Origin of the sequence: Massilia sp. CT11-137, assembly GCF_047302885.1 — a bacterium.
GTDB lineage: Bacteria > Pseudomonadota > Gammaproteobacteria > Burkholderiales > Burkholderiaceae_D > Telluria > Telluria orientalis.
On sequence record NZ_JBKYMP010000001.1, the window covers coordinates 1,834,744 to 1,857,585 of the forward strand.

A 22,842-nucleotide genomic window follows, 5' to 3' on the forward strand; every position below is an offset into this window, starting at 1 on the left:
ATCATGCGCTCGCCAGGGTCGAGGCCTTCGGCATGGCCGTGGGCGCAGCGACCTGCTGCGGCGGCTGGACCTTGTCGCCGATTTCCACCCACGCGCCGCGCAGGTCGGCCAGCAGGCCGTGCACTTCGTCGATGATGGTCACGTCGTTCTTCAGGTTCGCGTGCAGCAGGCGCCGGCTCATGTAGTCGTACAGGGCGTCCAGGTTGGCCGCGATCTCGCCGCCGGCGTTCTTGTCGAGCGAGGCGCGCAGGCCGTTGTCGATGATCGAGATGGCTTTCGAGATGGCCGAACCCTTGGCGGCGATGTTGCCGGCGGCGATGTTCGTCTTGGCGCCGAGCAGTGCGACGAGGGCGCCGTCGTACAGCATGACGATCAGCTTGTGCGGCGAGGCCGACGTGATGCCGGTCTCGAGGCTCACGTTGTGATAGGCGTTGACGCCGCGTTTCATCGTTCCAAACATGGTGGTTCTCCAAAAATCCAGTTATCGGTTGGCCGCGAGGGCTGCCAACTGCTGCGTCAGATAGCTTTGGGTGCTCTGCATCGACTGCAGCATCGTGTCGAGCGAGGTAAATTGTTTTCGATACATGGCTTCCAGCTGGGTCAGGTGATCGCTGAAGGCGTCGCGCTGCTTGGCCACTGCCTTGATGCTGGCGTTCAGGCCGTCGGTCTTGCTGTTGAGTACGCTGCCCGAGCCGGTGAAGCTCGCGGCGAGGTTCGTCAACTGGTAGGCATAGCCTTGCGAAAAGGTCACGGTGCCGCGGTCGCCGGTGGTGCCGGTCTTGACCGTGAGCTGGATGCCGGCTGCCGGCGAACCGTCGGCCGCCGTCAGCGACTGGCCGTTGCCGGTCGCGGCGACGTTGCCGATGGTGCCTTCGATGTCGGTGCCGACGGCCGGCGTGGCGCCGCCGAAGAGGTCGCTGACGGCCGTGCCCGTGACGCCCGCGATCGAGATGTTCGACGTCGAGCCGTACTTGCTGGATGAGATCGACAGGTGGCCGGTGCCGTCCACCGAGGTCTCGACCGCGTCGCCGGCGCCCGCGAACGTGGCGTTGCCGTTGATGGCGGCGCGCAGCATCGACGCGAGCTGGTCGTTCGCATAGATGCCGGCCGGGATCGTGATGTTCTGGACTTTCGAATCCGTGGCCGGATCCGTCTGGTTCAGCGTGATGGTCCAGGTGGTGTTCGAGGCGATCGTCGTCGAGCCGGACAGGGGATTGGCGCCGGTCAGCGTGCCCTGCGTGGCCATGTGCGTGATGTTCACGGCATACTCGCCCGGCTTGGTGGCCGCCGTCGATTTGTCGAACGTGATGTTGCCGTCGCTGGCCGCGCCGACGGCCGCGAACAGGCCGCTGATGTCGCTGAAATTGCTGGACATGGCCTTGTTCAGCTTGGTCGAGTCGAGCGCCAGGCTGCCGTCCTTCTGGAACGAGACGCCGATCTGGCTGAGGTTCGACAGGCTGCTGTCCAGGCCTTCGACCTTGGTGCCCAGCGCGCGCCGCAATTGGGTCTGGATCGAACGGACGGCCGAATCGCCCTGCAGCACGCCGCCCGTCTTGGTGTCGGCGTTGTAGCTCGAGAGACCGGAAATCGTCTTGTTCAGGTCGTTGTAGGCCTTGACGAAGCCGTTGATGGCATCCGTCACCGCGCTCTTGTTCTGCGACACGGTCAGCGTCGTGCTGCCGGTCGTGGACAGGTCCAGGCTCACGCCCTGGATGATGTCTTCCACCGTCGTGTCGGCACTGCTGACCGCGATGCCGTTCATGGTCAGCTTGCTGTCCTGCGCGCCGCTCGTCTGCGTGAGGGCCTGCGTGCCGTTCGGATCATAGGCCAGCAGGCTGGCGAGGCCGGCGTTGACGGGGCCGCCGTCGGCGCCATCCACGGTGATCTTCATGGCCGACTTCTCGCCCGTCTTGTTCGACGTGATCACGAGGTGGTACGGGTTGTCGCTGCCGTCCGAGACGATGGTGGCGGTGACGCCCACGTTGGCCTTGTTGATGGCGTCGCGGATGCCCTGCAGGGTCTGGTCCTTCGTGTCCAGCGTCACGGTGCCGCTGGCCTGGGCGCCGTCCTGGGTGAACCCGGCGCCGATGTAGCTGCCGGCGCTGCCCGCCGTGAGGCCGGCCGCGCCCGGATTGTTGCCGCCGACAAGAATCTGGCTGCCGTCTTTCGAACTCAGCGTGATGCCCGCCGTGGCGGTCGTGTCCGAGCCCGCGTTGGCCGCGCCGGGGGCGAGGCCGATGCCGCCCGTGACGGTGCCGCTGACGGCTTCCGCGACGTTGATGTTGGAGCCGTCGGCCGCGAAGAACTGCAGGTCGTGGGTGGCGGCCGAGCCGGTGAACGTGATGTTGGCGGCGGCCAGCTGGTTCTTGACGTTGTTGGTGCCGAGCGCGGTGTCGAGCGACGCGGCCGTGACGGTGGTGCTGCCGTCCGAACTGGCCAGCTGGACGCCGCCCACGGTCAGCGCATAGTTGCCGCCGGTGCCGACGACCACGTCGCCGAAGGTGCCGAACATCGTGGCCGAGGTGGACGTGATGCCGGCCTTGGCCGTGACGCCCGTCGTATCCGTTTCGTCGTTGATGGCCGAGGCGAGGTCGCGCGCGCTGCGCGTCGTGCCGTTCGTGCTGATCGCGGTGCCGTTGATAGTCAGCGAGCCGGTCGCGATGCCGGACGCTGCGCTGGCCAGGCTCAGCGCGGCGCCGGCCACGCCGAACGTGCCGCCGCCGATGCTGCCGAACTGGAACGTGAGCGTCGTCTTGGCGCCGTCGCCGATCTGCGCCGTATTGCTGGCCTGGCCGCCCGTCATGAGGCTTTGCGCCTGCGCGAGCTGGCTGACGTTGATCTTGTACTTGCCGGGCACGGCGCCGGCGCCTGGAGTGGCCGTCAGGAGATCCTTGTTGCTGGACGTGCTGCTCAGCGCGCTGAAGGTATTGGCCGAGTTCAGCGTCGTCAGCGCACCCTGGAAGACGCCGACTGCCGCACTGACCTTGCCGTACGCCTGCAGCTTGGTCTGGTAGTCAGTCGTTTTCTTGTCGTAATTGTCGAGCGGCGCCGATTCGGCCGACATCAGCTTGCTGACGAGACCGTTGACGTCGAGGCCGGAGCCGATACCAGGTGAGCTGATTCCCACTTGTTTCTCCTGTGAAAGCGATAATGTAAGTCATTATCGACAGAAGCAAACCGTACTTGAGAGTGGGAAATGTGCGTTATTTCCGTGCCAGAACAATTTGGTAGGAAAAATGCAATAAAGAAAGGGAATAGGGCAGGAAGCGCGGGCCGCGGGCCCACGCTTCACGGTGAAGCGCACATTGAGCGCTCAGGCCGTCTGGTTGATGAGGAGGCCCTGCTGCATCTTGTCGATCGACTTGGCGATCTGCAGCGCTTCCTTCGAAGGGATCTGACGGACGACCTCCTTCGTGCTCTGGTCGATGACCTTGACCACGATGTCCTTGCTGTCCTCGTCGATCGTGAATTGCAGGCTTTGCGACGAACCCAGCATGGCGTCGTTCATCTTCCTGACAGCGGCCGACACATCCTCGCGCGACGGCTTGGCGGCGTCCGCAAGCTTGCTCTTGCCGGCCGACTCCGTCTCACCCGTTGGCGTCGCCGGCTGGGCCGGACGATCCTCCACTCGGGGAGAAACAGGTGAACCCACTGGTTGTATGTTCATGATGAATTCCCTAGCAAAAATTCCCCGGCTGAATTTCTCCAGCCGAGGAATCACTTTACACCGCTATCGGTGGCTTATTGCGACTGATTAGCCACGCAGCAGCGACAGGACACCGTTCGGCAGCGAGTTGGCCTGGGCCAGCATCGAGGTGCCGGCCTGCTGCAGGATCTGGCCGCGGGTCATGTTCGCGGTTTCCGAAGCGAAGTCGGTGTCGACGATGCGGCTGCGCGATGCCGACAGGTTCTCGGTCGACGACTGCAGGTTCGAAATCGCCGAGCTGAAGCGCGACTGCAGTGCGCCGAGCTGGGCGCGCTGGTCGTTGACCTTGGCCAGGGCGGCATCGGCGATCTTGATTGCCTGCTGGGCGTTGGCGAAGCTGCCGACGTCGATATCCGACACTTTTTTCAGGTCCGACGAGGCTGCCAGACCGAAGCCGCTGGTGTCGGTGGCCGAGAAGCTTTCGCTCGAGTCGAGCGTGATCGTGCCCTTGGCGATGCTCGGCGTGCCGACGACCGCCGACACCGCGGCGAACGCACCCGCGGCGCCATCGCTGTCGTAGGCGGCGATCTTGCCGTCCGCGGCCGTATCCAGTTCGGTCAGCTTGATATCGTTGCCGCTGGCGTTGGTCAGCTTCAGGCCCTTCGCGTCCGCATCATACGATGCCGTCACGCCCGTCTTTGCACTCTGCGCGTTGAACGCGCTGATTGCCGCCGCGTAGTCGTCCGCCGTGCCGGAGCCGGAACCGATCTTGAACGCCACATTGATGTCGGTCGAATTGTCGGACCCCAGCGCCAGCGTGTAGGCGACGCCAGCCGTGCCCTGGAACCCCACGCTGGTGGTTGCAGTCGCGGTCACGCCGGAATCGGCGGACTTGTTGTTGATGGCGGCGGCCGCATCCTTGGCGGTGCTGTTCGCGGAGATGTCGACCTCTGCCGTGCCCTGGCTGCCGTTGATGACCATTGCCTTTAGACCGCCGACGATCGCGCCGGTATCGATCTGGCCGTCGGTGGTCGTCGTGTTATTGCCATAGACGGACGTGCTGAAATTCGAGCCGGTCATCGAGATCAGCTGGTTGGCGTTGGCGCCGACCTGGAAGTTGGCGGTGCCCATCGAGCCGTCCAGCAGCTTGGTGCCGTTGAATTCGGTGGTGCTGGCGATGCGGTTCAGTTCCGAGGTGAGCTGCGACACTTCGGTCTGCAGGGCTTTACGGTCGCTGGCCGAGTTCGACGAGTTCGAGGATTGCACGGCCAGTTCGCGGATACGCTGCAGCATGTCGCCCGAGCTCGACAGGGCGCCTTCGGCCGTCTGGGCCATCGACACGCCGTCGTTCGCGTTGCGGGTCGCCTGGTTCATGCCACGGATCTGCGAATTCATACGGTCCGAAATTGCCAGACCGGCGGCATCGTCTTTGGCGCTGTTGATGCGCAGGCCCGACGACAGGCGCTGGATCGAGGTGTTGAGCGAAGATTGCGAGGTGGACAGGTTACGCTGAGCGTTCAGGGATGCAACGTTGGTATTGATAACGGACGACATGGTGTCTCTCCAGACTTGGTCTTGCAGGGTGTGGCGACGTGCCACTCATGATCACTTTGGTCTGCCACGCTGTTCCGTGACATTCAAACCGCTGTTGATGCTGGTAACGGTGCTCTACGGAAAAAGTTTAGAGGGCGAGAGCGAAAAAAATCGACATTTTTGTGTCGCCGCTGGAAGCGGGCCTGCCTTGGCGGCGACGAATTCGGGAACTTTAGGGCAAAAAAAAATTTATTTTTCCGTGGCCGGGCTTGTCAGTCAGCCACCATCACGCGGTTCTTGCCGCTCTGCTTGGCCTGGTACATGGCCTTGTCCGCGCGCGCCATCAGGCTGGCCTGCTCCTCGTTCGGATGGCGCAAGGCCACGCCGCACGAGAACGTGATCAGCATCTTCTCGTTTTCGTGCAGGAAGAAATGCTTCGTCAGCTCGCGCTGCACGCGCACCATCGCGGCCGATGCCGCTTCGACATTCGTTTCTGGCAACAGGATGAGGAATTCCTCGCCGCCGAAGCGGGCGATCACGTCCATCGAGCGCAAGGTGTCCCGCACGACTTTCACGAGGTGGCGCAGGGCGTTGTCGCCCGCGAGGTGGCCGTAGGTGTCGTTGAGCTTCTTGAAATTGTCCAGGTCGAGCAGGGCCACGCACAGCGGCGTGCCGCGGCGGTCGGCGCGCGCGCTTTCGCGCTCGAACACGTCGTCCAGGCCGCGCCGGTTGAGACTGCCCGTCAACTGGTCCTCGCGCACCAGTTCGCTCATGTGCTGCAGCTTCGCTTCCAGATCCTTGATGCGCGCCTCCGCTTCCTGCACCTCCTGGTGCGCGGCCAGCATGCGGTCGCGCGAGGCCATCGCCTCGGCCTGCACGATTTTCGTTTCGCGCAGCACTTCTTCCAGCACCACGTTGAGTTCCTCGATATTGCCGGCACCGCGGATGCGCTCGGAAAAGCCGCCGATCTTTTCGTGGAAATCGCCCGTCGACGCGGCCACGGAACCGAGGCGGTCGATGAACGTCATCATCATGTTCTTGACGGTCGCCTTGACGTCCGCGATGCCGTGTTTCAGCTGCCCCTGCTTGTAGATGACATCCTTCAGGCTGCGCGTCGCGTCTTCCAGCGCGCGGTGGTCGAGCGGACCGGCGATCAGGTCCTGCACGGCGGCGATCTGGCCGCGCATCCAGCTGTCGTCGTCCAGCAGTTCGGATACGTTTTCCAGCAGCAGCTTAAACAGGCGCAGCAGCAGTTCCTGCTGTTCGGCCGTGTCGCCGCTCTTCAGTTCGATCTGGTAACACAGGTCTTTCAGGCGCGTCGCGATTTCCTGCAGCGCTTCCTCGCTGTGCGCGGCCTTGACGGCGGCGCCCAGCGATTCCGCTTCGCCCGACAGGTTCGGCGTGCCCGCCAGCAGCGACGCGACGGCGAACGTCAGCGTGCGGCTGAGCAGGTCGCGCAGCAGCTTGGCTTCGCCGTTCTCCACGCCCAGCGACAGCGCGGGGTGCGTGTGGCGGCGCAGGTGTTTCTCGGCCAACTGGGACAGCGTGCGCGCATAGCCGTCCCAGTCGCGCTGCTTGACGGCGCGGTTGAAGCGGGCGCCGAACTCGGCCAGCTCGCCGGGCGTGTCGGCCAGCCTGTGGGCGAAGCCGGACAACACGTTTTCCGCGCCCGGGTCTGCGGGTGGGGACGGTGGCGGCAGGACGTCGACGCCGGCGATCTCGTTATAGATCTCGCGGTAGGCGTCCGGCGTCGGCGCGATGCGCCGCGTGGCGAGCCGGCGGAACGCTTCGCGCGCGATTTCCGCCGGGTTCAGGCCGGGAATCCCCGGCGGGCGTGGTGGACTGGACATTTTGGACGTTGCAATATGGAATTCTTATTGTCGTCATGGTAAGCCGCTGCCAAAAAATCAAATCGCGGATAAAACGCGGAATTACCACTCAGTCTTTACGACTGTATTGACGAAGCGCAAATCAGTCAATGAGCTGGTTGCGGATGGCGTAGTGGGTCAGTTCGGCACTGGTCTTGAGTTTCATTTTGGCCAGCAGGCGCGAGCGGTACTCGCTGATCGTCTTCACCGACAGCGAGAGTTCGCGCGCGATCTCGCTGACGGTCTTGCCGGAGGCGATCATGGTGAGGGTCTGGTATTCGCGGTCGGACAGCGCTTCGTGCACGGGCGCGTCGTGGTTCTCGCCGAGCTGGGCCGCCAGCACCTGGGCCAGTTGCGCGCTGACGTAGCGCTGGCCGCCGGCCACCTGGCGGATCGCGTTGACGAGTTCCTTCGGCGCGCTCTGCTTGGTCAGATACCCGGCCGCGCCCGCCTTCAGCGAGCGGATCGCGTACTGGTCTTCGCGGTGCATGGACAGCATCAGCACGGCCAGGTCCGGTTGTTCGCCCTTGATCTGCTTGAGCACTTCGATGCCGTTGCGGTCGGGCAGGGAGATGTCGAGCAACACCACGTTGCAGCGCGATTTGCGGAACAGCTTGACGGCGTCGAGACCGGTCTCGGCTTCGCCCGCGACAACGATGTCGCGCTGTTCGGCGAGGATTTGTTTCAGGCCTTCACGCACGATGGCGTGGTCGTCTGCAATAAAAACGCGGATGCTGGCTTTTTCTGTCATGCTCGGGTGGTTTCGCTGCGTCCGGCCGCGGGGGCGGCCAGCCTGATCTTGACGACGACCATCGTGCCGCCTCCAGGTGCCTGCGACAGGGTGAGCGTGCCGCCCAGCGCCCGGGCGCGTTCGCTCATGCCGCGCAGGCCGAACGACTGGGGCTTCAGGCGGTCGGCGGGCGTGATGCCGCGGCCATTATCGCAGATGCCGAGCGTCAGGTGCTGGCGCTGGCGGCGCAGGCTGACCGTCACGCGCGTGGCGCCCGCGTGTTTCGCGATATTCGTCAGTGCTTCCTGGAAGATGCGGAACAGCGCGGTCGCCTGGTCCGGATCGAGGTCGATTTCCTTGTCGGCGCTGCGGAACACGCAGGCGATGCCCATCTGCTTTTCGAATTCGCGCGCCTGCCACTCGAGCGCGGCGACGAGGCCCAGGTCGAGCGTGCTGGGACGCAGGTCCAGCGAGATGCGGTGCACGGCCTCGATCGTGCGGTCGACGAGGTCGTCCAGGTAATCCGCCTTGTCGCGCAGGGCCGGATCGTCCGGCAGGCGCGCCGCAAGCATCGACAGCGCCATCTTGATCGCGGTGAGATTGCCGCCCAGGTCGTCGTGGATCTCGCGCGCGATGCGGGCCCGTTCCTGTTCCTTGACCTGCTGGATGTGGTCCGTCAGCTCGGCCAGCCGCGCACGCGACCGCCGGGTTTCTTCCTGTTCCAGCTTGCTCGCGGTGATGTTGGTCATGATGCCGTCCCACTGGACACCGCCACCGTCCAGCGGCAGGGGCGTCGCGCGCAGGCTGATCCATTTGACGTCGTTCCACGCCTCCACGCAGATGCGGCCTTCCCAGTTCCACGCGGCCAGCGCCGTCCTCGACGCCTCCATCGCATCCTGGTAACCCTTGCGGTCCTCCGGCAGGATCAGGCCCAAGAAGCGCTCGGGGTCCTGTTGCAGTTCCGACACCGACAGGCCCAGCAGCGCCGTGCACCCCTCGCTCAAATACGGGTACGCCATCGTGCCGTCCGCATGCAGCACGAACTGGTAGACGAGCCCGGGCGTGTGGTTGACGACGGCGTTGAAGCGCGCCTGGTATTGCTCGAGCGCCATGCCGGCCGCCAGTTCCAGCGACAGGTCGTCGCCGATCGCGACGATCAGCGACCGGCCGTCGCGCACGACGCGCAGGAAGCACAGCTTGATCGGATACGTGGTCCCGTCGGCGCGACGATGGCGTGTGCGCAGGCTGACCTGGTCGCCGATCTCCTGGCCCAGCGAGCCGATGAGCGCAACGAGTTCGCCGCGGTCGAGCTGGGGCGCCAGGTCGAGCGGCGTCATGCCGCACAAGGCCTTGAGCTCATGGCCGAGGTTGCGGCGCGCGGCCTGGTTGACGTCGACGAGGCGCAGCGTGTCGGCGTCGAACAGATAGATTTCCGTGGTGGACGCCTGCATCGCGGGCGCGAGGATGGGGGCAGGGGTCGAGGTGTCCGGGCTCATGGTCATGTCATTGGTCTGTCGGTTGGCGCCGGCGCGCACGCCATTGGACCACGAACCGGCGCAGCACCCGCACGAGGCGGCTGGCATGGCGGCCACCTGCGTCGGCCGGCCTTGCGCGCAGCCGGCGCAGCCGGCGCAGCAGGCGCCGGTAGCCGAGCCGCAGGCCGCGCGCCGCCCGGCTGGCCAGATGGCACGCGTGGCTCGTGCGCCAGTAGTCGAGGCAACGGGTCTTGGCGCCCATGAACCAGCCGTGGCAGCGCGCGAACCAGCCGACCGCCAGCAAGGTCGGCAGGGTCAGCACATAGATCCGCGCCACGACGGCCGCGCCGCCCACCTTCGCCACCACGATGGTCGCGATGCCGGACAACGCGTGGCCATGGGCGATCGCGAGCAGGGCCAGCAGCTTGACCGGAAACAGCAGCAGGCCGGGCAGCACGAAGGCGCACAGGGCGGCGTACGGCGGCAGGGTGCGCACGCGGACTTCCAGCGCCGCCAGCGCCGGCCAGCGCGCGAGCGCCCGCGTGAGGCGCATGCCGGTATCCCAGCACCATTCCTCGACGAGCAGCACCACGGCCGCCAGGTACACCAGCGGCGCGAACATCCGGCTGCGTGGAAGGGCTCGTGTCATGGCCTCATGATACGGGAAACGAGAACGGCACAGGGGCGCGCGCGCGTTGTCGAAGGCGCTACAATAGACGCATGAACAAGGCATTTGTAAAAGAGTCCGATAACGACGACGATGACGAGGCCCTGGCGCTCGCCCAGGCGATACCCGCCGGGTCCAAGAACTACATCACCCCGGCCGGCCACAAGGCCATCAAGGACGAGCTGCTGCAGCTGATCGACGTCGACCGTCCGGAAGTCGTGCGCGTCGTGCACTGGGCCGCGTCCAATGGCGACCGTTCGGAAAACGGCGACTACATCTACGGCAAGCGCCGCCTGCGCGAAATCGACCGGCGCATCCGCTTCCTCACCAAGCGCCTGGATTCCGCCTTCGTCGTGGACCCGTCCGTCCACTACGGCAACGACCAGGTGTTCTTCGGCGCCACCGTCACCTATGTCAACAAGGCGGGCGACGAGCATACCGTCACCATCGTCGGCATCGACGAACTGGACCCGCTGAAAGGCAAGATCAGCTGGGTCTCGCCGGTGGCGCGCGCACTGACCAAGGCGCGCGAAGGCGACGTCGTCACATTGCATACGCCGCAAGGCAATGACGAGCTGGAAATCCTGAGCGTCGAGTACCCGGAGCCTGTCGCGGACTGATCCGGCTGGTGGCACGGGGCGCGCGGCGCGATGGTGCCGCCGCTGATAAGATGGCGGTTTCTGCGTCCCGCATCCCATGACCCGTTCCACCGACGTTGCGTCCGAAGCCGATCCGCTGGCCGACCTGCGCGCGGCCACCGCCACCCGCCACGCGGCCCTCGATGCCGGCCTGCCGATCGGCGCTCCCGGCGCCTCCCTGCACGACTACACCGCCCATCTGGTCCTGTTGCGGACCTGGCTCGTGCCCCTGCACGCCTGGCTGGCCGGATTCGCGGATGGCCCGCCATTCGAACACGCAACACGCCTGGCCCGGATCGACGCCGATCTCGCCGAGGCGGGGCACGCGTTGTCGACTACGCCGGCGGGCACCGGCACGGATGGCGCCGCCTGGCCGGCAACGGCAAGCCCCGCCTACCGCTGGGGCGTGCACTACGTCATCGAAGGCTCGCAACTGGGCGGTGCCGTGTTGTACGAGCGCCTGCGCGAACGCCTGGCGCCGCACGGGCTGCGCTACCTGAAGGGCGACGACGCCGGCCCCGGCCCCCGCTGGCGCGTCTTCATGCAGGCACTGCGCGCCAGCGTGCGTACGCCGGGCGAGATCGCGGACGCCTGCGCGGGCGCGTGCGCGGCCTTCGACCGGATACTCGGACTGCGCAGCGATCCGCGTACCGGTCTTGCGCATCCGGCATTGCCGCCTGCAGCCCCGGCGGAACCGCCGCCGGCACGCGCCGGCACTGCCTGAGCCGCCTGGACGCTCATTCGATGGCTTCGGCCAGCCGCAGCATCCACGCCTTGCCGTGGTCCTGGCCGCCGTCGGCGAGCACGTCCTGTGCCACGCTCAGCGTAAAGACCTTGGCATCCGTGAACCAGCGCAGCTCGGAGACGGCCTGGCCCGTCGGCGCGCGCCGGATCGCGAACTGGGCCGGGCAGCGGGCAGTGCCGTGCCGCACGGAGGCATTCATCAGCTCGCGCACGCCGAGGACGCCGCCGCCTTCGGCCACGTAGGCCCACTCGTGCAGCATGACGAGCACACCGTCGGGACGCCGGTACACGCGCTTCACGCTGCTCCATGGGCCGTCCAGGCCCGGTCCCTCGGGCACCACGCCCACCAGCGTGTAGCCGGCGAGATCGCTGGCCGCGACATCCGCAGGCGGCACTGTTGCATGCGCAATGAAGCGATCCAGCGCGCCATCCGGCGGCAGCGCCCGCCCGTCGGCGCTTTCCAGGTCATGCGCTTCCTCGGACGTCATGTCGCCGTAAAGTACGCCGTCGCCCGCGCGCAGGCGCCTCATTTCGTCGTCGACCGCGCGCCGTAATTGCGGCGGCAGCGATGCCAGATCGACCAATTTGGCTTTTCCGGGTTCAATTTGCGGTACGGGATCGGCCGCGTCCGCTTTTTTATGGCTCTCCGCGCCGGCGTGAACAGTCAATAAGAAATAGCCGATCAGAAAAACCATAAGGTATCGGATCAATAACGCACTGTGTTCAGCGATCGGTGGCCGTATGCTCATTTCCGTTTCCAATAATAATTTTCCAAATCGACACGTCATTTTCTACGCCTCGGTACGATGGTTCGGCCGATTGAATATGCGGGATCGCGTCCTGTTCCGGTTTGTGCCACGCCAATAGTGTGTATCTGGTTTCCGGGGTTAAATAATTCCCAAGAATTAATATGTCGATAGAAAGTAAATGCATAGAATCCGGAAAGTTGAGGTTGCATAAAAATCCTCATATTTAAATAACGCATCATTATTTCGATCCGAAAAGAAAATGAGGAAATGATGAGGCAACTTTACGAATATCACCCTGTCGTCGGCTATCGCTACATTCCCCGTCTGCGGGTGCGGATCCCGCATGAAGGCGGCGGATATCTCATCCAGGTCAACGAACAGGGATTCCGCGCCGACCGCCCCTTCGTGCGGGCACGTACGCCCGGGCACCGGCGGGTCCTCGTGTTCGGCGATTCGTTCACGGCGGGCGATGCCGTGCCCAACCGCCAGCGCTATACCGAGCTGCTGGAGGCGCGGCTGCCCGGCGCCGGCACGCCGCCCGTCGAGGTCTACAACTTCGGCATGTCGTCGACGGGGACCGACCAGCAATACCTCATCTGGCGCGAATTCGCCCGCGACATCGAGCACGACCTCGTCGTGATCGCCGTCTTCGTCGAAAACATCCGGCGCGTTGCCGCACAATTCCGTCCGCACCACGACGAGCACGGCGTCGAGCGCCTGTATGCCAAGCCGTATTTCCGGATCGAGAACGGCACGCTGCAGGTGTGCCAGGTGCCGCCGCGGCGCGAACCGTACGAGGAACACGAGCTGGACGCCGCGCAGGCCGCCGCCGTGGACCATGGAGGACGTTTCCTCATGCTGCGCAGGATGGTGACGAAGCTGGGCATGCGCGACATGGTCCAGCACCTCACGCAATACCAGCCGCTGCCGCACTACGACTCGCCCGCCAGCCCGGCCTGGTGCCTGATGCGCGCGATCCTGGCGCAGTGGATCCGGGCGCTCGACGGGCCCGTCCTGCTGATGCCGCTGCCGTTGCCGCAGCACCTCGACGAAACGTGCGATGCCGCGCCTTACCAGGCCCGCTTCGCGGAACTGGCCGCCGACGTCGGCTGCCGCCTGCACGACCCGCTGCCCGACCTGCTGCGCATCGCGCCCGCCACGCGGCGCCGGCTGCGCTGGGAGAAGGACATCCATTTCACGCCGGCCGGCCACGACGCGCTCGCGCGTTCGCTCCAGCCCGTCATCGCGGGCATGCTGGGCGCAGGCCTGGCCCGCGCCAGCTGAGGAGGCGACATGGGCAAGACCATCCTGGGCATCGCCGGCTATTACCATGACGCGGCGGCGGCGCTGGTGCACGACGGCGAGATCGTCGCGGCCGCGCAGGAAGAGCGTTTCACGCGCCGCAAGCACGACCCGTCGTTTCCCGTCAACGCCATCAATTACTGTCTCGAAGAAGGCTTCGTCGATGCGGCCGACCTCGATGCGATCGTCTTCTACGACAATCCGCTGCTGACGTTCGACCGCGTCGTGCAGAACGCCTGCGCCGGCGCCCGGCACGGCGATGCCGCGGGCGCGCGCGACCTGTTCGTCCAGGCAGCGGGCGCGGTATTGGGCGACAAGATCTGGGTGAACGAGCACGTGCGCCAGACGCTCGGCACGCTCGGGCGCGCCGGCCGCGTGCTGTTCGCCGAGCACCACATGGCACACGCCGCCAGCGCCTTCTATCCGGCGCCGTTCGACAGCGCCGCCGTGCTCACGATCGACGGCGTCGGCGAATGGGCCACGACCACCCTCGGCACGGGCCACGGCCGGAAACTGGAACTGTTCGCCGAGATCGACTACCCGCATTCGCTGGGACTGCTGTACAGCGCGTTCACGAGCTTCTGCGGCTTCAAGGTCAATTCCGGCGAGTACAAGCTGATGGGGCTGGCGCCTTACGGCCGGCCGCGCTACGCCGGCCGGATCCGCGAACACCTGATCGACGTCCGGACCGATGGCTCGTACCGGCTGGATATGAATTACTTCGGCTGGCTGGACGGCATGGCGATGCCCGGTCCGCGCTTCGCCGACCTGTTCGACGGCCCGGCGCGCCTGCCCGAGACGCCGATCACGCGGCGCGAGATGGACCTCGCGGCCAGCATCCAGCAGGTGACCGAAGAGATCGTGCTCAGGACGGCGCGCCACCTGCGCCGCCTGAGCGGGGAGCGCAACCTCGTGCTGGCGGGCGGCGTGGCGCTGAACTGCGTTGCCAACGGCAAGCTGGCCGCGGCCGGGATCTTCGACGATATCTGGATCCAGCCGGCCGCGGGCGACGCGGGCGGCGCGCTCGGCGCGGCCCTGCTGGCGCACCACATGGCGTTCGAGGCCCCGCGCCGGCGCACGGACGGGGCGGGCGACGCCCAGCGCGGCAGCTATCTCGGGCCCCGCTATTCGAGCGAGGAAATCCTCGCCTTCCTCGACCGCAAGGGTTATCCGTACCGGCGCATCGAGCACCGAGAAGAACGTCTGGCCCTCGTCGCGGAGGCGCTGGCGGCGGGCAGGATCGTCGGCTGGTTGTCGGGGCGGATGGAATTCGGGCCGCGCGCGCTGGGCGCCCGATCGATCCTCGGCGACCCGCGCAACCCGCGCACGCAGGCGACGATGAACCTGAAAATCAAGTTCCGCGAATCGTTCCGCCCGTTCGCCCCGGCCGTGCTGCGCGAGCGCTGCGCCGAGTACTTCGACTTCGACGGCGACAGCCCGTACATGCTGATGGTGGCGCCGGTGAACGCGACGCGCCGCCGGCCGATGGACATGCGGGCATTCGATGCGGGCGACGACGACATGATGGCGGTCATCAACCAGTCGCGCAGCGACGTCCCGGCCGTCACGCACGTCGATTACTCGGCGAGGATCCAGACGGTCGACAGGGACAGCCACCCCGAGTTCCGCGCCCTGATCGAAGCGTTCGAAAACCTGACGGGCTGTCCGCTGCTCGTGAACACGTCGTTCAACGTGCGGGGCGAGCCGATCGTGTGCAGCCCGCAGGACGCGTACCGCTGCTTCATGCGCACGGAGATGGATTTGCTGGTGCTGGAAGACGTCGTGCTGTGGCGCCGCGAGCAGCCGCCGTTGCCGGATGACGAAGACTGGAGGAAGACCTATGAGCTCGATTGACGACAAGGCACTGCGAGCGGGGTTGCGTACCCTTGCGGCCCCGCTGTTCGATGCCCTGACCGCCCACTGCGCGCCCGGCCAGGCACCGTTCCCGCTGGGCCCGAATCCGCGCCTCGCCAGCTATTACACGCAGCGCACGCACACGACAATGGACTTCGACGATTTCCTCGTGCCGTCATGCCTGGACGCCGAGGGGTTCGGCGCGCGCCTCGCGGCGCACTGGCGCGCGCACGGGCATCCGGAGCTCGCCGCGCACGCGCCGCAGGTGGCCGAGGCGGCGCGGGCCCTGCATGCGCTGTACGTGGCGGCGCGGCCGCAGGCGGAACTGTCGCCCTATGTCTACCAGATGTTCTGAGTAGCGGCGTATGGGCAACCTCGATGTGGATATGGCGGCCGTGGCGCTGGCGCAAGCGCTGCCGCCAGGCTTTATCGCCGTGCCGGCCACCACGCTACCCGGCGGCGTCGAGGTCCCGGCATTCGCCGTGGCGCGCTGGCTGGCCGCTGCCACGCCCCCAGGCGGCTTGCATGGCATCGCCCGATCCGCTCGAGCGGCGCTGGTTCGTGCTGTCGAACGGCGAGCGCATCATTGATGCGGCGGGCAATGCGTTCAGCTGGGTGTTCGACGACGTGCAGGGCAACGCGGAAGGCATCGTCGCGCGCACGTTCCCGACAGGCTCGCCCACCCTGGCGACGGCGCCCGGCGCGCCGATGCGGCAGGGGATGGGCTGGTGGCCGCGGGCGCGCCGCAGCTGGTGGGGTAGGGCACTGGCGCGCGGCGGCAGCTGGTGGGGTAGGGCACTGGCGCGCGGCGGCAGCTGGTCGTCGCAGGAAGGGGCGGGGATCTTTACCGTCGTCGACGGGCGGCCGCAGGCGGTGCGGGCGTACGTCGGGTTCCGCTGTACGCTGCCGTCGTAAAAGCCGAGGCCTCACGGGTACGCATCGTGGGCTCGGGGAGCCCACCCTACGCAAGTTGCCAGCCGTTGGGTGGGGTATGTGAGGCCGGGGGCCTCGCATACGAACGTGCCCACGCGTGACGTGCGCGGTCCGCCGGCGTAACGCGTCCGGGAATTACGCCCGCTCGCGCTCCACGCGGTTGACGCCGGCCACGCGGCGCAGGTTGCGGATCAGGTGCGCCAGGTGCACGCGATCCTTGACCTGGATCGTGAAGCGCAGCTGGGTCAGCATGTGTTCGTCGTCCTCGTCCATGCCGACATACGTGATGTTGGCGTCGGACTCGCCGATCTCGGCGGCGACGCGGGCCAGGATGCCCTTTTCGTTGTTGATCAGCAGGCGGATGCGGCAGTCGAAACGGCGGTTCAGTTCGCTGCCCCACTGGACCGGAATCCAGCGGTCCGGTTCCTTCAGGCGCAGGCGGTTCGCCTGCGAGCAGTCGGCCGTGTGCACGACGAGGCCCTGGTCGCGGCGCAGCTGGCCGATGATGTGGTCGCCCGGGATCGGCTGGCAGCACGGTGCCAGCTGCACGGCCACGCCTTCGCTGCCGTAGATCGTCACCGGATCCAGCTCGGCGCCGTGGCTCGGCTGCGCGGGGACGGACGCGACATCGCCGCCCAGCAGGCTCACGATGTGGCGCGCCACGAGGGCGGGCATGCGCTTGCCGATGCCGATGTCGGCGTAGACCTCGTCCATCGACTTGGCCGACGATTCCGCCAGCAGGCGTTCGATCATCGAAGGCAGAAGTTCGGTCTTGATGCCCAGCTGGCCTAGCGCCTGGCCCAGCAGTTCCTGGCCCAGTTCGACGGATTCGTTCAGGTTGATGGTGCGCAGGTGGTGGCGGATCGCCGAACGCGCCTTGCCCGTGCGGACAAAGCTCAGCCACGTCGGGCTGGGGCGCGAGTCGGGATCGGTCTCGATCTCGACGATGTCGCCGTTGTGCAGTTCCGTGCGCAGCGATGCGGGTTCGTGGTTGATCTTCACGCCCACGGTGTGGTCGCCGATGCCGGTGTGGATGCTGTAGGCGAAGTCCAGCGGCGTCGCGCCGCGCGGCAGGGCGATGATCTTCGACTTGGGCGTGAACACGTAGACGGAGTCCGGGAACAGGTCGACCTTCACGTGCTCGAGGAATTCGGCGGAGTCGCCCGTCTGCTGCTGGATGTCGAGCAGCGATTGCAGCCACGCGTGGGTGCGTTGCTGCAGGTCGGTCATGTTCTGGTCGCCCGTCTTGTACAGCCAGTGCGCGGCCACGCCGGATTCCGCCGTGCGGTGCATTTCCTGGGTGCGGATCTGGAATTCGACCGGGGTGCCGTACGGACCAATCAGGGTGGTGTGCAGCGACTGGTAGCCGTTGATCTTGCGGATCGCGATGTAGTCCTTGAACTTGCCGGGCATGGGCTTGTACAGCGCGTGCAGGGCGCCGAGCGCCACGTAGCAGTTCGGGACCGTGTCGACGACGACGCGGAAGCCGTACACATCCAACACCTGCGAGAACGACAGGTGCTTGCTGCGCATCTTTTTATAGATGCCGTACAGGGTCTTTTCGCGGCCGTAGACTTCGGCCGGCAGGCCGGCGACGGACAGTTGGTTCTTGACGGCGTCGAGAATCTTCCTGACCACTTCGCGGCGGTTGCCGCGCGCGGCCTTGATCGCCTTCGACAGCGTGCGGTAGCGCAGCGGGTACAGGTGCGAGAACGACAGGTCCTGCAGTTCGCGGTAGATGTCGTTCAGGCCGAGGCGGTGCGCGATCGGGACGTAGACTTCCATCGTCTCGCCCGCGATGCGGCGCTTCTTGGCCGGCGCCATCACGCCCAGCGTGCGCATATTGTGCAGGCGGTCGGCGAGCTTGATCAGGATGACGCGCACGTCCGACGCCATCGCCAGCAGCATCTTGCGGAAGTTTTCCGCCTGCGCTTCGACGACGCTCTGGAACTCGATCTTTTCCAGCTTCGACAGGCCGTCGACGAGGTCGGCGACCTGCGGGCCGAAGCGCTCCAGCAGTTCCTCTTTCTTGACGTCCTGGTCCTCGATCACGTCGTGCAGCAGCGCGGCCATGATCGCCTGGGCGTCCAGCTTCCAGTCGGCGCAGATCTCGGCCACGGCGATCGGGTGCGAGATGTACGGCTCGCCCGACTTGCGGACCTGGCCGAGGTGCATCTCGTCCGAGAAGCGGTAGGCTTCCTTGACGCGCTTGAGTTCGACGGGGGTGAGGTATTCGGCCAGCTTGCCGGCCAGGTGCGTGATCGACGCGACGCCGGGAGCGGGCGCCGGTTCGGCTTCCTGCGGTTTGTTGGCCGGCCGGCCGGGCCGGCCCGCCTTGTTGTTGGTGCCCGAGTGGAGGGAGTCCGGTGAGGATAAGCTCATACGTAATGACAATCAGCCGCAGTATGGAAACAGCATAACAGAATCACGGGCTGGGATCAGTCGAGGTCAGAGCCCACCCGATAAATTCGGGCTCCGACCCCAAGAGCGTATGGACCGCATATAAGCTCAGGCACCGCCCGACTTACATCGGGACTTTTTTCAGCATTTCCAGGCCGACTTTGCCGGCAGCGATTTCACGCAGCGCGACGACGGTCGGCTTGTCCTTGGCTTCGACTTTCGGGGTGTGGCCTTGCAGCAGTTGGCGGGCGCGATAGGTCGCGGCCAGGGTCAGCTGGAAACGGTTCGGGATGTTTTTCAGGCAATCTTCGATGGTGATGCGGGCCATATGGTGCTCCTAGGGATCAGATAACTATTCGGTCGGGCTGTTCAAAGCGACTTCGATGCGGCAGACAATATGCGAATGTTCTGTCTAGTCAGTCGGGGTCAGAGCCCAAGCGCGAAAACCGGGCTCTGACCCCGAACATCAATCTCAGTCGGGGTCAGAGCCCAAGCGCGAAAACCGGGCTCTGACCCCGAACATCAAGAAGAATGGATTCCCAACTGGGCAAAGAGCGAGGCGTTGCGGGCGGCCTGTTGGGCGAAGCGCGAACGTGTCGCTTTGACAATCGCCTGCAGCTCGGACAGGGCGACGTTGAACTCTTCGTTGATGATAGCATACTCGAACTCGGGAGCGTGAGCGATCTCGCCGCCCGCGGCCAGCAGGCGTCGCGTGATGATGTGCGGCTCGTCCGTGCCGCGCTTGTGCAGGCGCTCTTCCAGTGCCGCGATCGACGGCGGCAGGATGAAGATGCCGGCCGCGTCCGGGAACTGCTTCTTCACCTGGCGCGCGCCCTGCCAGTCGATTTCCAGCAGGATGTCCGTGCCCGTCTTCATTTCCTGTTCCACGGTCAGGCGGCTCGTGCCGTAGTAATTGCCATGCACCTCGGCCCATTCCAGGAATTCGCCGCGGTCGGCGCGGGCGACGAAATCCTCGGCGGTGGTGAAGTGGTATTCGCGGCCGTCCTCTTCGCCCGGGCGCGGCGGGCGCGTCGTCGTCGAGATCGACAGCTTGATGCCCGGTTCCAGCGCCAGCAGCGCATTGACCAGGGTCGACTTGCCGGCGCCGGACGGGGCGGCGACGACGAACAGGCTGCCGGAGAAAGCGGAGGTGAGCATGGTGGATTCCTTTGTTACGTGTTAATTCGATGGTAATGCATAGAACGCCGGGATGGGTTCCCCCATCCAGGCGTTCGACACGACCTGGAGGCCGTGATTGTTTAGTCAGTCGGGGTCAGAGCCCACCCGTGAAAACCGGGCTCTGACCCACGATTATTCAAGATTCTGTACCTGTTCCCGCATCTGCTCGATGAGCAGCTTGAGCTCCATCGACGCATCGGCCAGCTCCTTGACGGAAGCCTTGGCGCCCAGCGTATTCGCTTCGCGGTTCAGTTCCTGCATCATGAAGTCGAGGCGCTTGCCGACCTGGCCGCCCTTCTTGAGGATGTGGCGGGTCTCGTTCAGGTGGGCCGTCAGGCGCGACAATTCTTCCGACACGTCGATGCGGATGCCGTACAAAGTGACTTCCTGGCGGATCCGCTCGAACACTTCCTGGCGCGTGAGCACTTGCGGGTTGCCGTGGCCGGCCAGGCCCAGCGCGTCCTGCATGCGCTCGATGGCCTTTTGCTGGAACTGGGCGATGACCTGCGGGATCAGCGGGGTAATGCGCTTGACGATGGCTTCCATCGCCTCGATGCGCGAGACCAGCATCGCTTCCAGCGCCGCGCCTTCGCGCTTGCGGCTGTCGACGAAGGCGGCGATCGTCTTCGCGGCGAGGGCGGCGACGTCGGCCTGCAGCGACTCCTGGCCGATCTGCGCTTCTTCGATCACGCCCGGCCAGCGCAGCAATTCCGCGACCGTCATCAGCGGGGCGGACACGAAGTGGCGCGTGACCTCGGTCTGCAGCCGCGCGAGGTCGGCCAGCAGCGTCTGGTTCAGGGCCTGGGAGCCGGTCGTGGCCTTGCGGCCGAACGACAGCCGCACCTCGACCTTGCCGCGCGTGATGGCCGCCATGATGGCGGAGCGCAGGTCCGGTTCCAGCGCGCGCAGCTCGTCGTTGATGCGGAACTGGAGGTCGAGAAAGCGCGAGTTGACGCTCTTGATCTCGATCGTCAGGGTGCCGGCAGCGCCTTCGCTTGTGGCGACCGCATAACCTGTCATGCTAGAAATGCTCAATGGAGTCCCCGATTTCCGGGAATTCGCAAAGCCGCTTGTCCGGCCGCGGCGCGGTGCGGGTGGCGCCGCGCGCTGTGGTTTTGCGAGATTCCCTTATTCTTTACAAAGCGGTGATTTATCCACACAATCGCCGTGTTTAGCAAGGAATACTTTCCCAAATGGCTGCCCAGAATAATGCTCCCCTGCCCGATGGGCTGGAAATTGGCGGATATCGCATTGTAAAGAAAATTGCGTCCGGCGGGTTCAGTATTGTTTATCTTGCATATGATGGCGACGGCAACGCCGTGGCGATCAAGGAATACCTGCCCAGCGCCCTTGCGCTGCGGGCGCCGGGCGAGCTGGCGCCCGTGATCGCGAAGGCCAACCTGCCCGTGTTCCGCATCGGCTTGAAATGCTTCTTCGAAGAGGGGCGGGCGCTGGCGCGCATCATTCATCCGAATGTCGTGCGGGTGTTAAATTTTTTCCGCGCCAATGACACGGTTTATATGGTGATGGCCTATGAATCGGGCCACTCGCTGCAGGAAGTCGCCGCGCGCCTGGTCGCGAAAGGCAGCCGCGCCGGCGAACCGTTCATCCGCCAGGTCTTCAACGGCGTCTGCGCCGGCCTGCGCGACGTCCACGCGAACAAGCTGCTGCACCTCGATCTCAAGCCGGCCAACATCTACCTGCGCACGGACGGCTCGCCCCTGCTGCTCGACTTCGGCGCCGCGCGCCAGACCATCCACACGGACGCGCCCACGCTGGCGCCCATGTACACGCCCGGCTTCGCGGCGCCCGAGTTGTATGCGAAGGGAAGCGCGCTCGGGCCGTGGACGGACATCTACAGCATCGGCGCCGCCATGTTTGCGTGCATGGCGGGCGCGCCGCCGCAGCCGGCCGACCAGCGCCGCGCGGCCGATACGGTGGGCGAACAGATCGCGAAGCTGGAGGGCGCCTACACGCCGGGCCTCGTGGCGATGGTGAAGGCGTGCCTCGCCCTCGATCCGCTGGCGCGGCCGCAGAGCGTGTTCGCCGTGCAGAAGGTGCTGCAGGCGGGTCTTCCTGCGACGCCGGCGGCGCTGCCGCCCGAGACCGAAGATGCGGCGCCGGCTTCCGGCTGGCGCGGCCTCGTCGAACGCATCGGCTTCGGCCGCGGACGCGCCTGAGGAACCATCATGCAATTCTCCGTCTACCAGCAAAGCCACATCGGCGGCCGCAAACTCAACCAGGACCGCATGGGCTACCTGTACACGCGCGACGCGCTGCTGCTGGTGCTGGCGGACGGCATGGGCGGCCATCTGCGCGGCGAGGTCGCGGCCACGATCGCCCTGCAAAGCATTGCCACGCGCTTCAAGGCGCAGGCGACGCCGTACGTGCGCAAGCCAGAGCGCTTCCTGCAGGAGGCCCTGCAGCAGGCCCACGAGGACATCCTGCGCTACACGCGCGAGAAAGCGATGCCGGACAGCCCGCGCACGACGATCGTCGCCTGCCTCGTGCAGCACAACAGCGCCGTCTGGGCCCATTGCGGCGACTCGCGCCTGTACTGGCTGCGCCGCGGCCAGGTCCTCGGGCGCACGCGCGACCATTCGCACATCGAGTACCTGATCGCGAAAGGGCAGGCCGATGCGAGCGAGCGCGCCACGCACCCGGACCGCAACAAGCTGTACAACTGCCTGGGCGCGTCGACGCCGCCGAAGGTCGAGCTGTCGCGCGCGTCCGGCCTGGAACCGGGCGACGTCCTGCTGCTGTGTTCCGACGGCCTGTGGTCCATGCTGCCCGACACCGAGATCGCGCACCGCCTGTCCGCGCAGCCGATCACGCAGGCGGTGCCGGCGATGATCGCGATGGCCACCGCCATCGCCGGCAGCCGCGGCGACAACACGACGGCCCTCGCCATCCAGTGGCAGGGCGCAGGGACGCCGGCCGCCGCGGGTGATCCGAGCGTCGTCTCGACGCAGATGGTGCCCGACGGCGAAGTCACGAGCCGTATCGATGCTCCAGCGGCGGCGCCGGCACCGGACGACCCGTTCGACGAGGACGACATCGAGAAGGCCATCGCGGAGATCCGCGATGCCATCGAGAAGTCGTCGCACATATTGAAATAAATCGA

The 22,842-nt window shown here is 65.9% G+C and carries 22 protein-coding genes; 9 read left to right on the forward strand and 13 right to left on the reverse strand.

The annotated features are described in order from the left end of the window. Position 1: 1 nt before the first annotated feature. From fliS to ACEN98_RS08240, 8 genes are all read right to left on the reverse strand, one after another. The gene (gene fliS, locus ACEN98_RS08205; RefSeq protein ID WP_413383330.1) at positions 2–460 is read right to left on the reverse strand and encodes a flagellar export chaperone FliS; all 459 of its coding nucleotides are present in this window, start codon (positions 458–460) and stop codon (positions 2–4) included. Positions 461–481: 21 nt separating this feature from the next. Beyond that, entirely contained in the window at positions 482–3,127 is a 2,646-nt protein-coding gene (gene fliD, locus ACEN98_RS08210; protein ID WP_413383332.1) for a flagellar filament capping protein FliD, read from the reverse strand. Between the two features lie 186 nt (positions 3,128–3,313). Then, positions 3,314–3,667 carry a flagellar protein FlaG gene (locus ACEN98_RS08215; protein WP_413340502.1) on the reverse strand — a complete coding sequence of 118 codons (354 nt, stop codon included), beginning with the start codon at positions 3,665–3,667 and terminating at the stop codon, positions 3,314–3,316. An 87-nt stretch (positions 3,668–3,754) separates the two neighbouring features. Beyond that, positions 3,755–5,200: a flagellin gene (locus ACEN98_RS08220; protein ID WP_413383334.1), complete on the reverse strand. Its 1,446-nt coding sequence runs from the start codon at positions 5,198–5,200 to the stop codon at positions 3,755–3,757. A gap of 251 nt (positions 5,201–5,451) precedes the next feature. Further along, positions 5,452–7,029 carry a GGDEF domain-containing protein gene (locus tag ACEN98_RS08225; protein WP_413383335.1) on the reverse strand — a complete coding sequence of 526 codons (1,578 nt, stop codon included), beginning with the start codon at positions 7,027–7,029 and terminating at the stop codon, positions 5,452–5,454. A gap of 121 nt (positions 7,030–7,150) precedes the next feature. Beyond that, positions 7,151–7,798, reverse strand: a complete 648-nt coding sequence (locus ACEN98_RS08230; protein ID WP_413383337.1) for a response regulator — start codon at positions 7,796–7,798, stop codon at positions 7,151–7,153. After that, positions 7,795–9,273, reverse strand: a complete 1,479-nt coding sequence (locus ACEN98_RS08235; RefSeq protein WP_413383339.1) for an ATP-binding protein — start codon at positions 9,271–9,273, stop codon at positions 7,795–7,797. The genes ACEN98_RS08230 and ACEN98_RS08235 overlap by 4 nt, the downstream gene beginning before the upstream one ends. A gap of 7 nt (positions 9,274–9,280) precedes the next feature. Continuing rightward, on the reverse strand, positions 9,281–9,901 hold the full coding sequence (locus ACEN98_RS08240; RefSeq protein WP_413383341.1) for a hypothetical protein: 621 nt from the start codon (positions 9,899–9,901) through the stop codon (positions 9,281–9,283). Between the two features lie 71 nt (positions 9,902–9,972). On the opposite strand from ACEN98_RS08240, the gene greB reads away from it, so the two are divergent. After that, on the forward strand, positions 9,973–10,539 hold the full coding sequence (greB, locus tag ACEN98_RS08245; RefSeq protein ID WP_413383343.1) for a transcription elongation factor GreB: 567 nt from the start codon (positions 9,973–9,975) through the stop codon (positions 10,537–10,539). A gap of 76 nt (positions 10,540–10,615) precedes the next feature. After that, a complete protein-coding gene (locus ACEN98_RS08250) occupies positions 10,616–11,281 on the forward strand; it encodes a biliverdin-producing heme oxygenase (protein ID WP_413383345.1) in 666 nt (221 codons plus the stop codon). Between the two features lie 13 nt (positions 11,282–11,294). Here the strand turns inward: ACEN98_RS08250 and ACEN98_RS08255 are convergent, their stop codons facing one another. Then, complete coding sequence (locus tag ACEN98_RS08255; protein WP_413383347.1) at positions 11,295–11,885, reverse strand: hypothetical protein; 591 nt, start codon at positions 11,883–11,885, stop codon at positions 11,295–11,297. Between the two features lie 432 nt (positions 11,886–12,317). Here ACEN98_RS08255 and ACEN98_RS08260 point away from each other — a divergent pair, with 432 nt between their 5' ends. The 5 genes from ACEN98_RS08260 to ACEN98_RS08280 are packed head-to-tail and all read left to right on the forward strand — an operon-like array spanning position 12,318 to position 16,121. After that, entirely contained in the window at positions 12,318–13,334 is a 1,017-nt protein-coding gene (locus ACEN98_RS08260; RefSeq protein WP_413383349.1) for an SGNH/GDSL hydrolase family protein, read from the forward strand. 9 nt (positions 13,335–13,343) lie between these two features. Then, positions 13,344–15,206, forward strand: a complete 1,863-nt coding sequence (locus ACEN98_RS08265; RefSeq protein WP_413383351.1) for a carbamoyltransferase — start codon at positions 13,344–13,346, stop codon at positions 15,204–15,206. Next, entirely contained in the window at positions 15,193–15,561 is a 369-nt protein-coding gene (locus ACEN98_RS08270) for a hypothetical protein (RefSeq protein ID WP_413383353.1), read from the forward strand. Before ACEN98_RS08265 ends, ACEN98_RS08270 begins: the two co-directional genes overlap by 14 nt. Positions 15,562–15,571: 10 nt before the next feature. Continuing rightward, on the forward strand, positions 15,572–15,796 hold the full coding sequence (locus ACEN98_RS08275; protein WP_413383355.1) for a hypothetical protein: 225 nt from the start codon (positions 15,572–15,574) through the stop codon (positions 15,794–15,796). Further along, positions 15,732–16,121, forward strand: coding sequence for a hypothetical protein (locus tag ACEN98_RS08280; RefSeq protein WP_413383357.1), 390 nt, complete (start codon positions 15,732–15,734; stop codon positions 16,119–16,121). The genes ACEN98_RS08275 and ACEN98_RS08280 overlap by 65 nt, the downstream gene beginning before the upstream one ends. A gap of 153 nt (positions 16,122–16,274) precedes the next feature. On the opposite strand, the gene ACEN98_RS08285 is transcribed toward ACEN98_RS08280, so the two are convergent. From ACEN98_RS08285 to ACEN98_RS08300, 4 genes are all read right to left on the reverse strand, one after another. Next, entirely contained in the window at positions 16,275–18,521 is a 2,247-nt protein-coding gene (locus tag ACEN98_RS08285; protein ID WP_413383359.1) for a RelA/SpoT family protein, read from the reverse strand. Between the two features lie 142 nt (positions 18,522–18,663). Beyond that, positions 18,664–18,867: a DNA-directed RNA polymerase subunit omega gene (rpoZ, locus tag ACEN98_RS08290; RefSeq protein ID WP_056443456.1), complete on the reverse strand. Its 204-nt coding sequence runs from the start codon at positions 18,865–18,867 to the stop codon at positions 18,664–18,666. Positions 18,868–19,061: 194 nt separating this feature from the next. After that, positions 19,062–19,697: a guanylate kinase gene (gmk, locus tag ACEN98_RS08295; protein WP_413383361.1), complete on the reverse strand. Its 636-nt coding sequence runs from the start codon at positions 19,695–19,697 to the stop codon at positions 19,062–19,064. Between the two features lie 153 nt (positions 19,698–19,850). Continuing rightward, a complete protein-coding gene (locus ACEN98_RS08300; RefSeq protein ID WP_413383363.1) occupies positions 19,851–20,738 on the reverse strand; it encodes a YicC/YloC family endoribonuclease in 888 nt (295 codons plus the stop codon). Between the two features lie 173 nt (positions 20,739–20,911). Between ACEN98_RS08300 and ACEN98_RS08305 the strand changes: the two genes are divergently transcribed. Next, positions 20,912–21,898, forward strand: coding sequence for a serine/threonine protein kinase (locus tag ACEN98_RS08305; protein WP_413383365.1), 987 nt, complete (start codon positions 20,912–20,914; stop codon positions 21,896–21,898). A gap of 9 nt (positions 21,899–21,907) precedes the next feature. Beyond that, complete coding sequence (locus tag ACEN98_RS08310) at positions 21,908–22,837, forward strand: PP2C family protein-serine/threonine phosphatase (RefSeq protein WP_413383366.1); 930 nt, start codon at positions 21,908–21,910, stop codon at positions 22,835–22,837. The last annotated feature ends 5 nt before the right edge of the window (positions 22,838–22,842 follow it).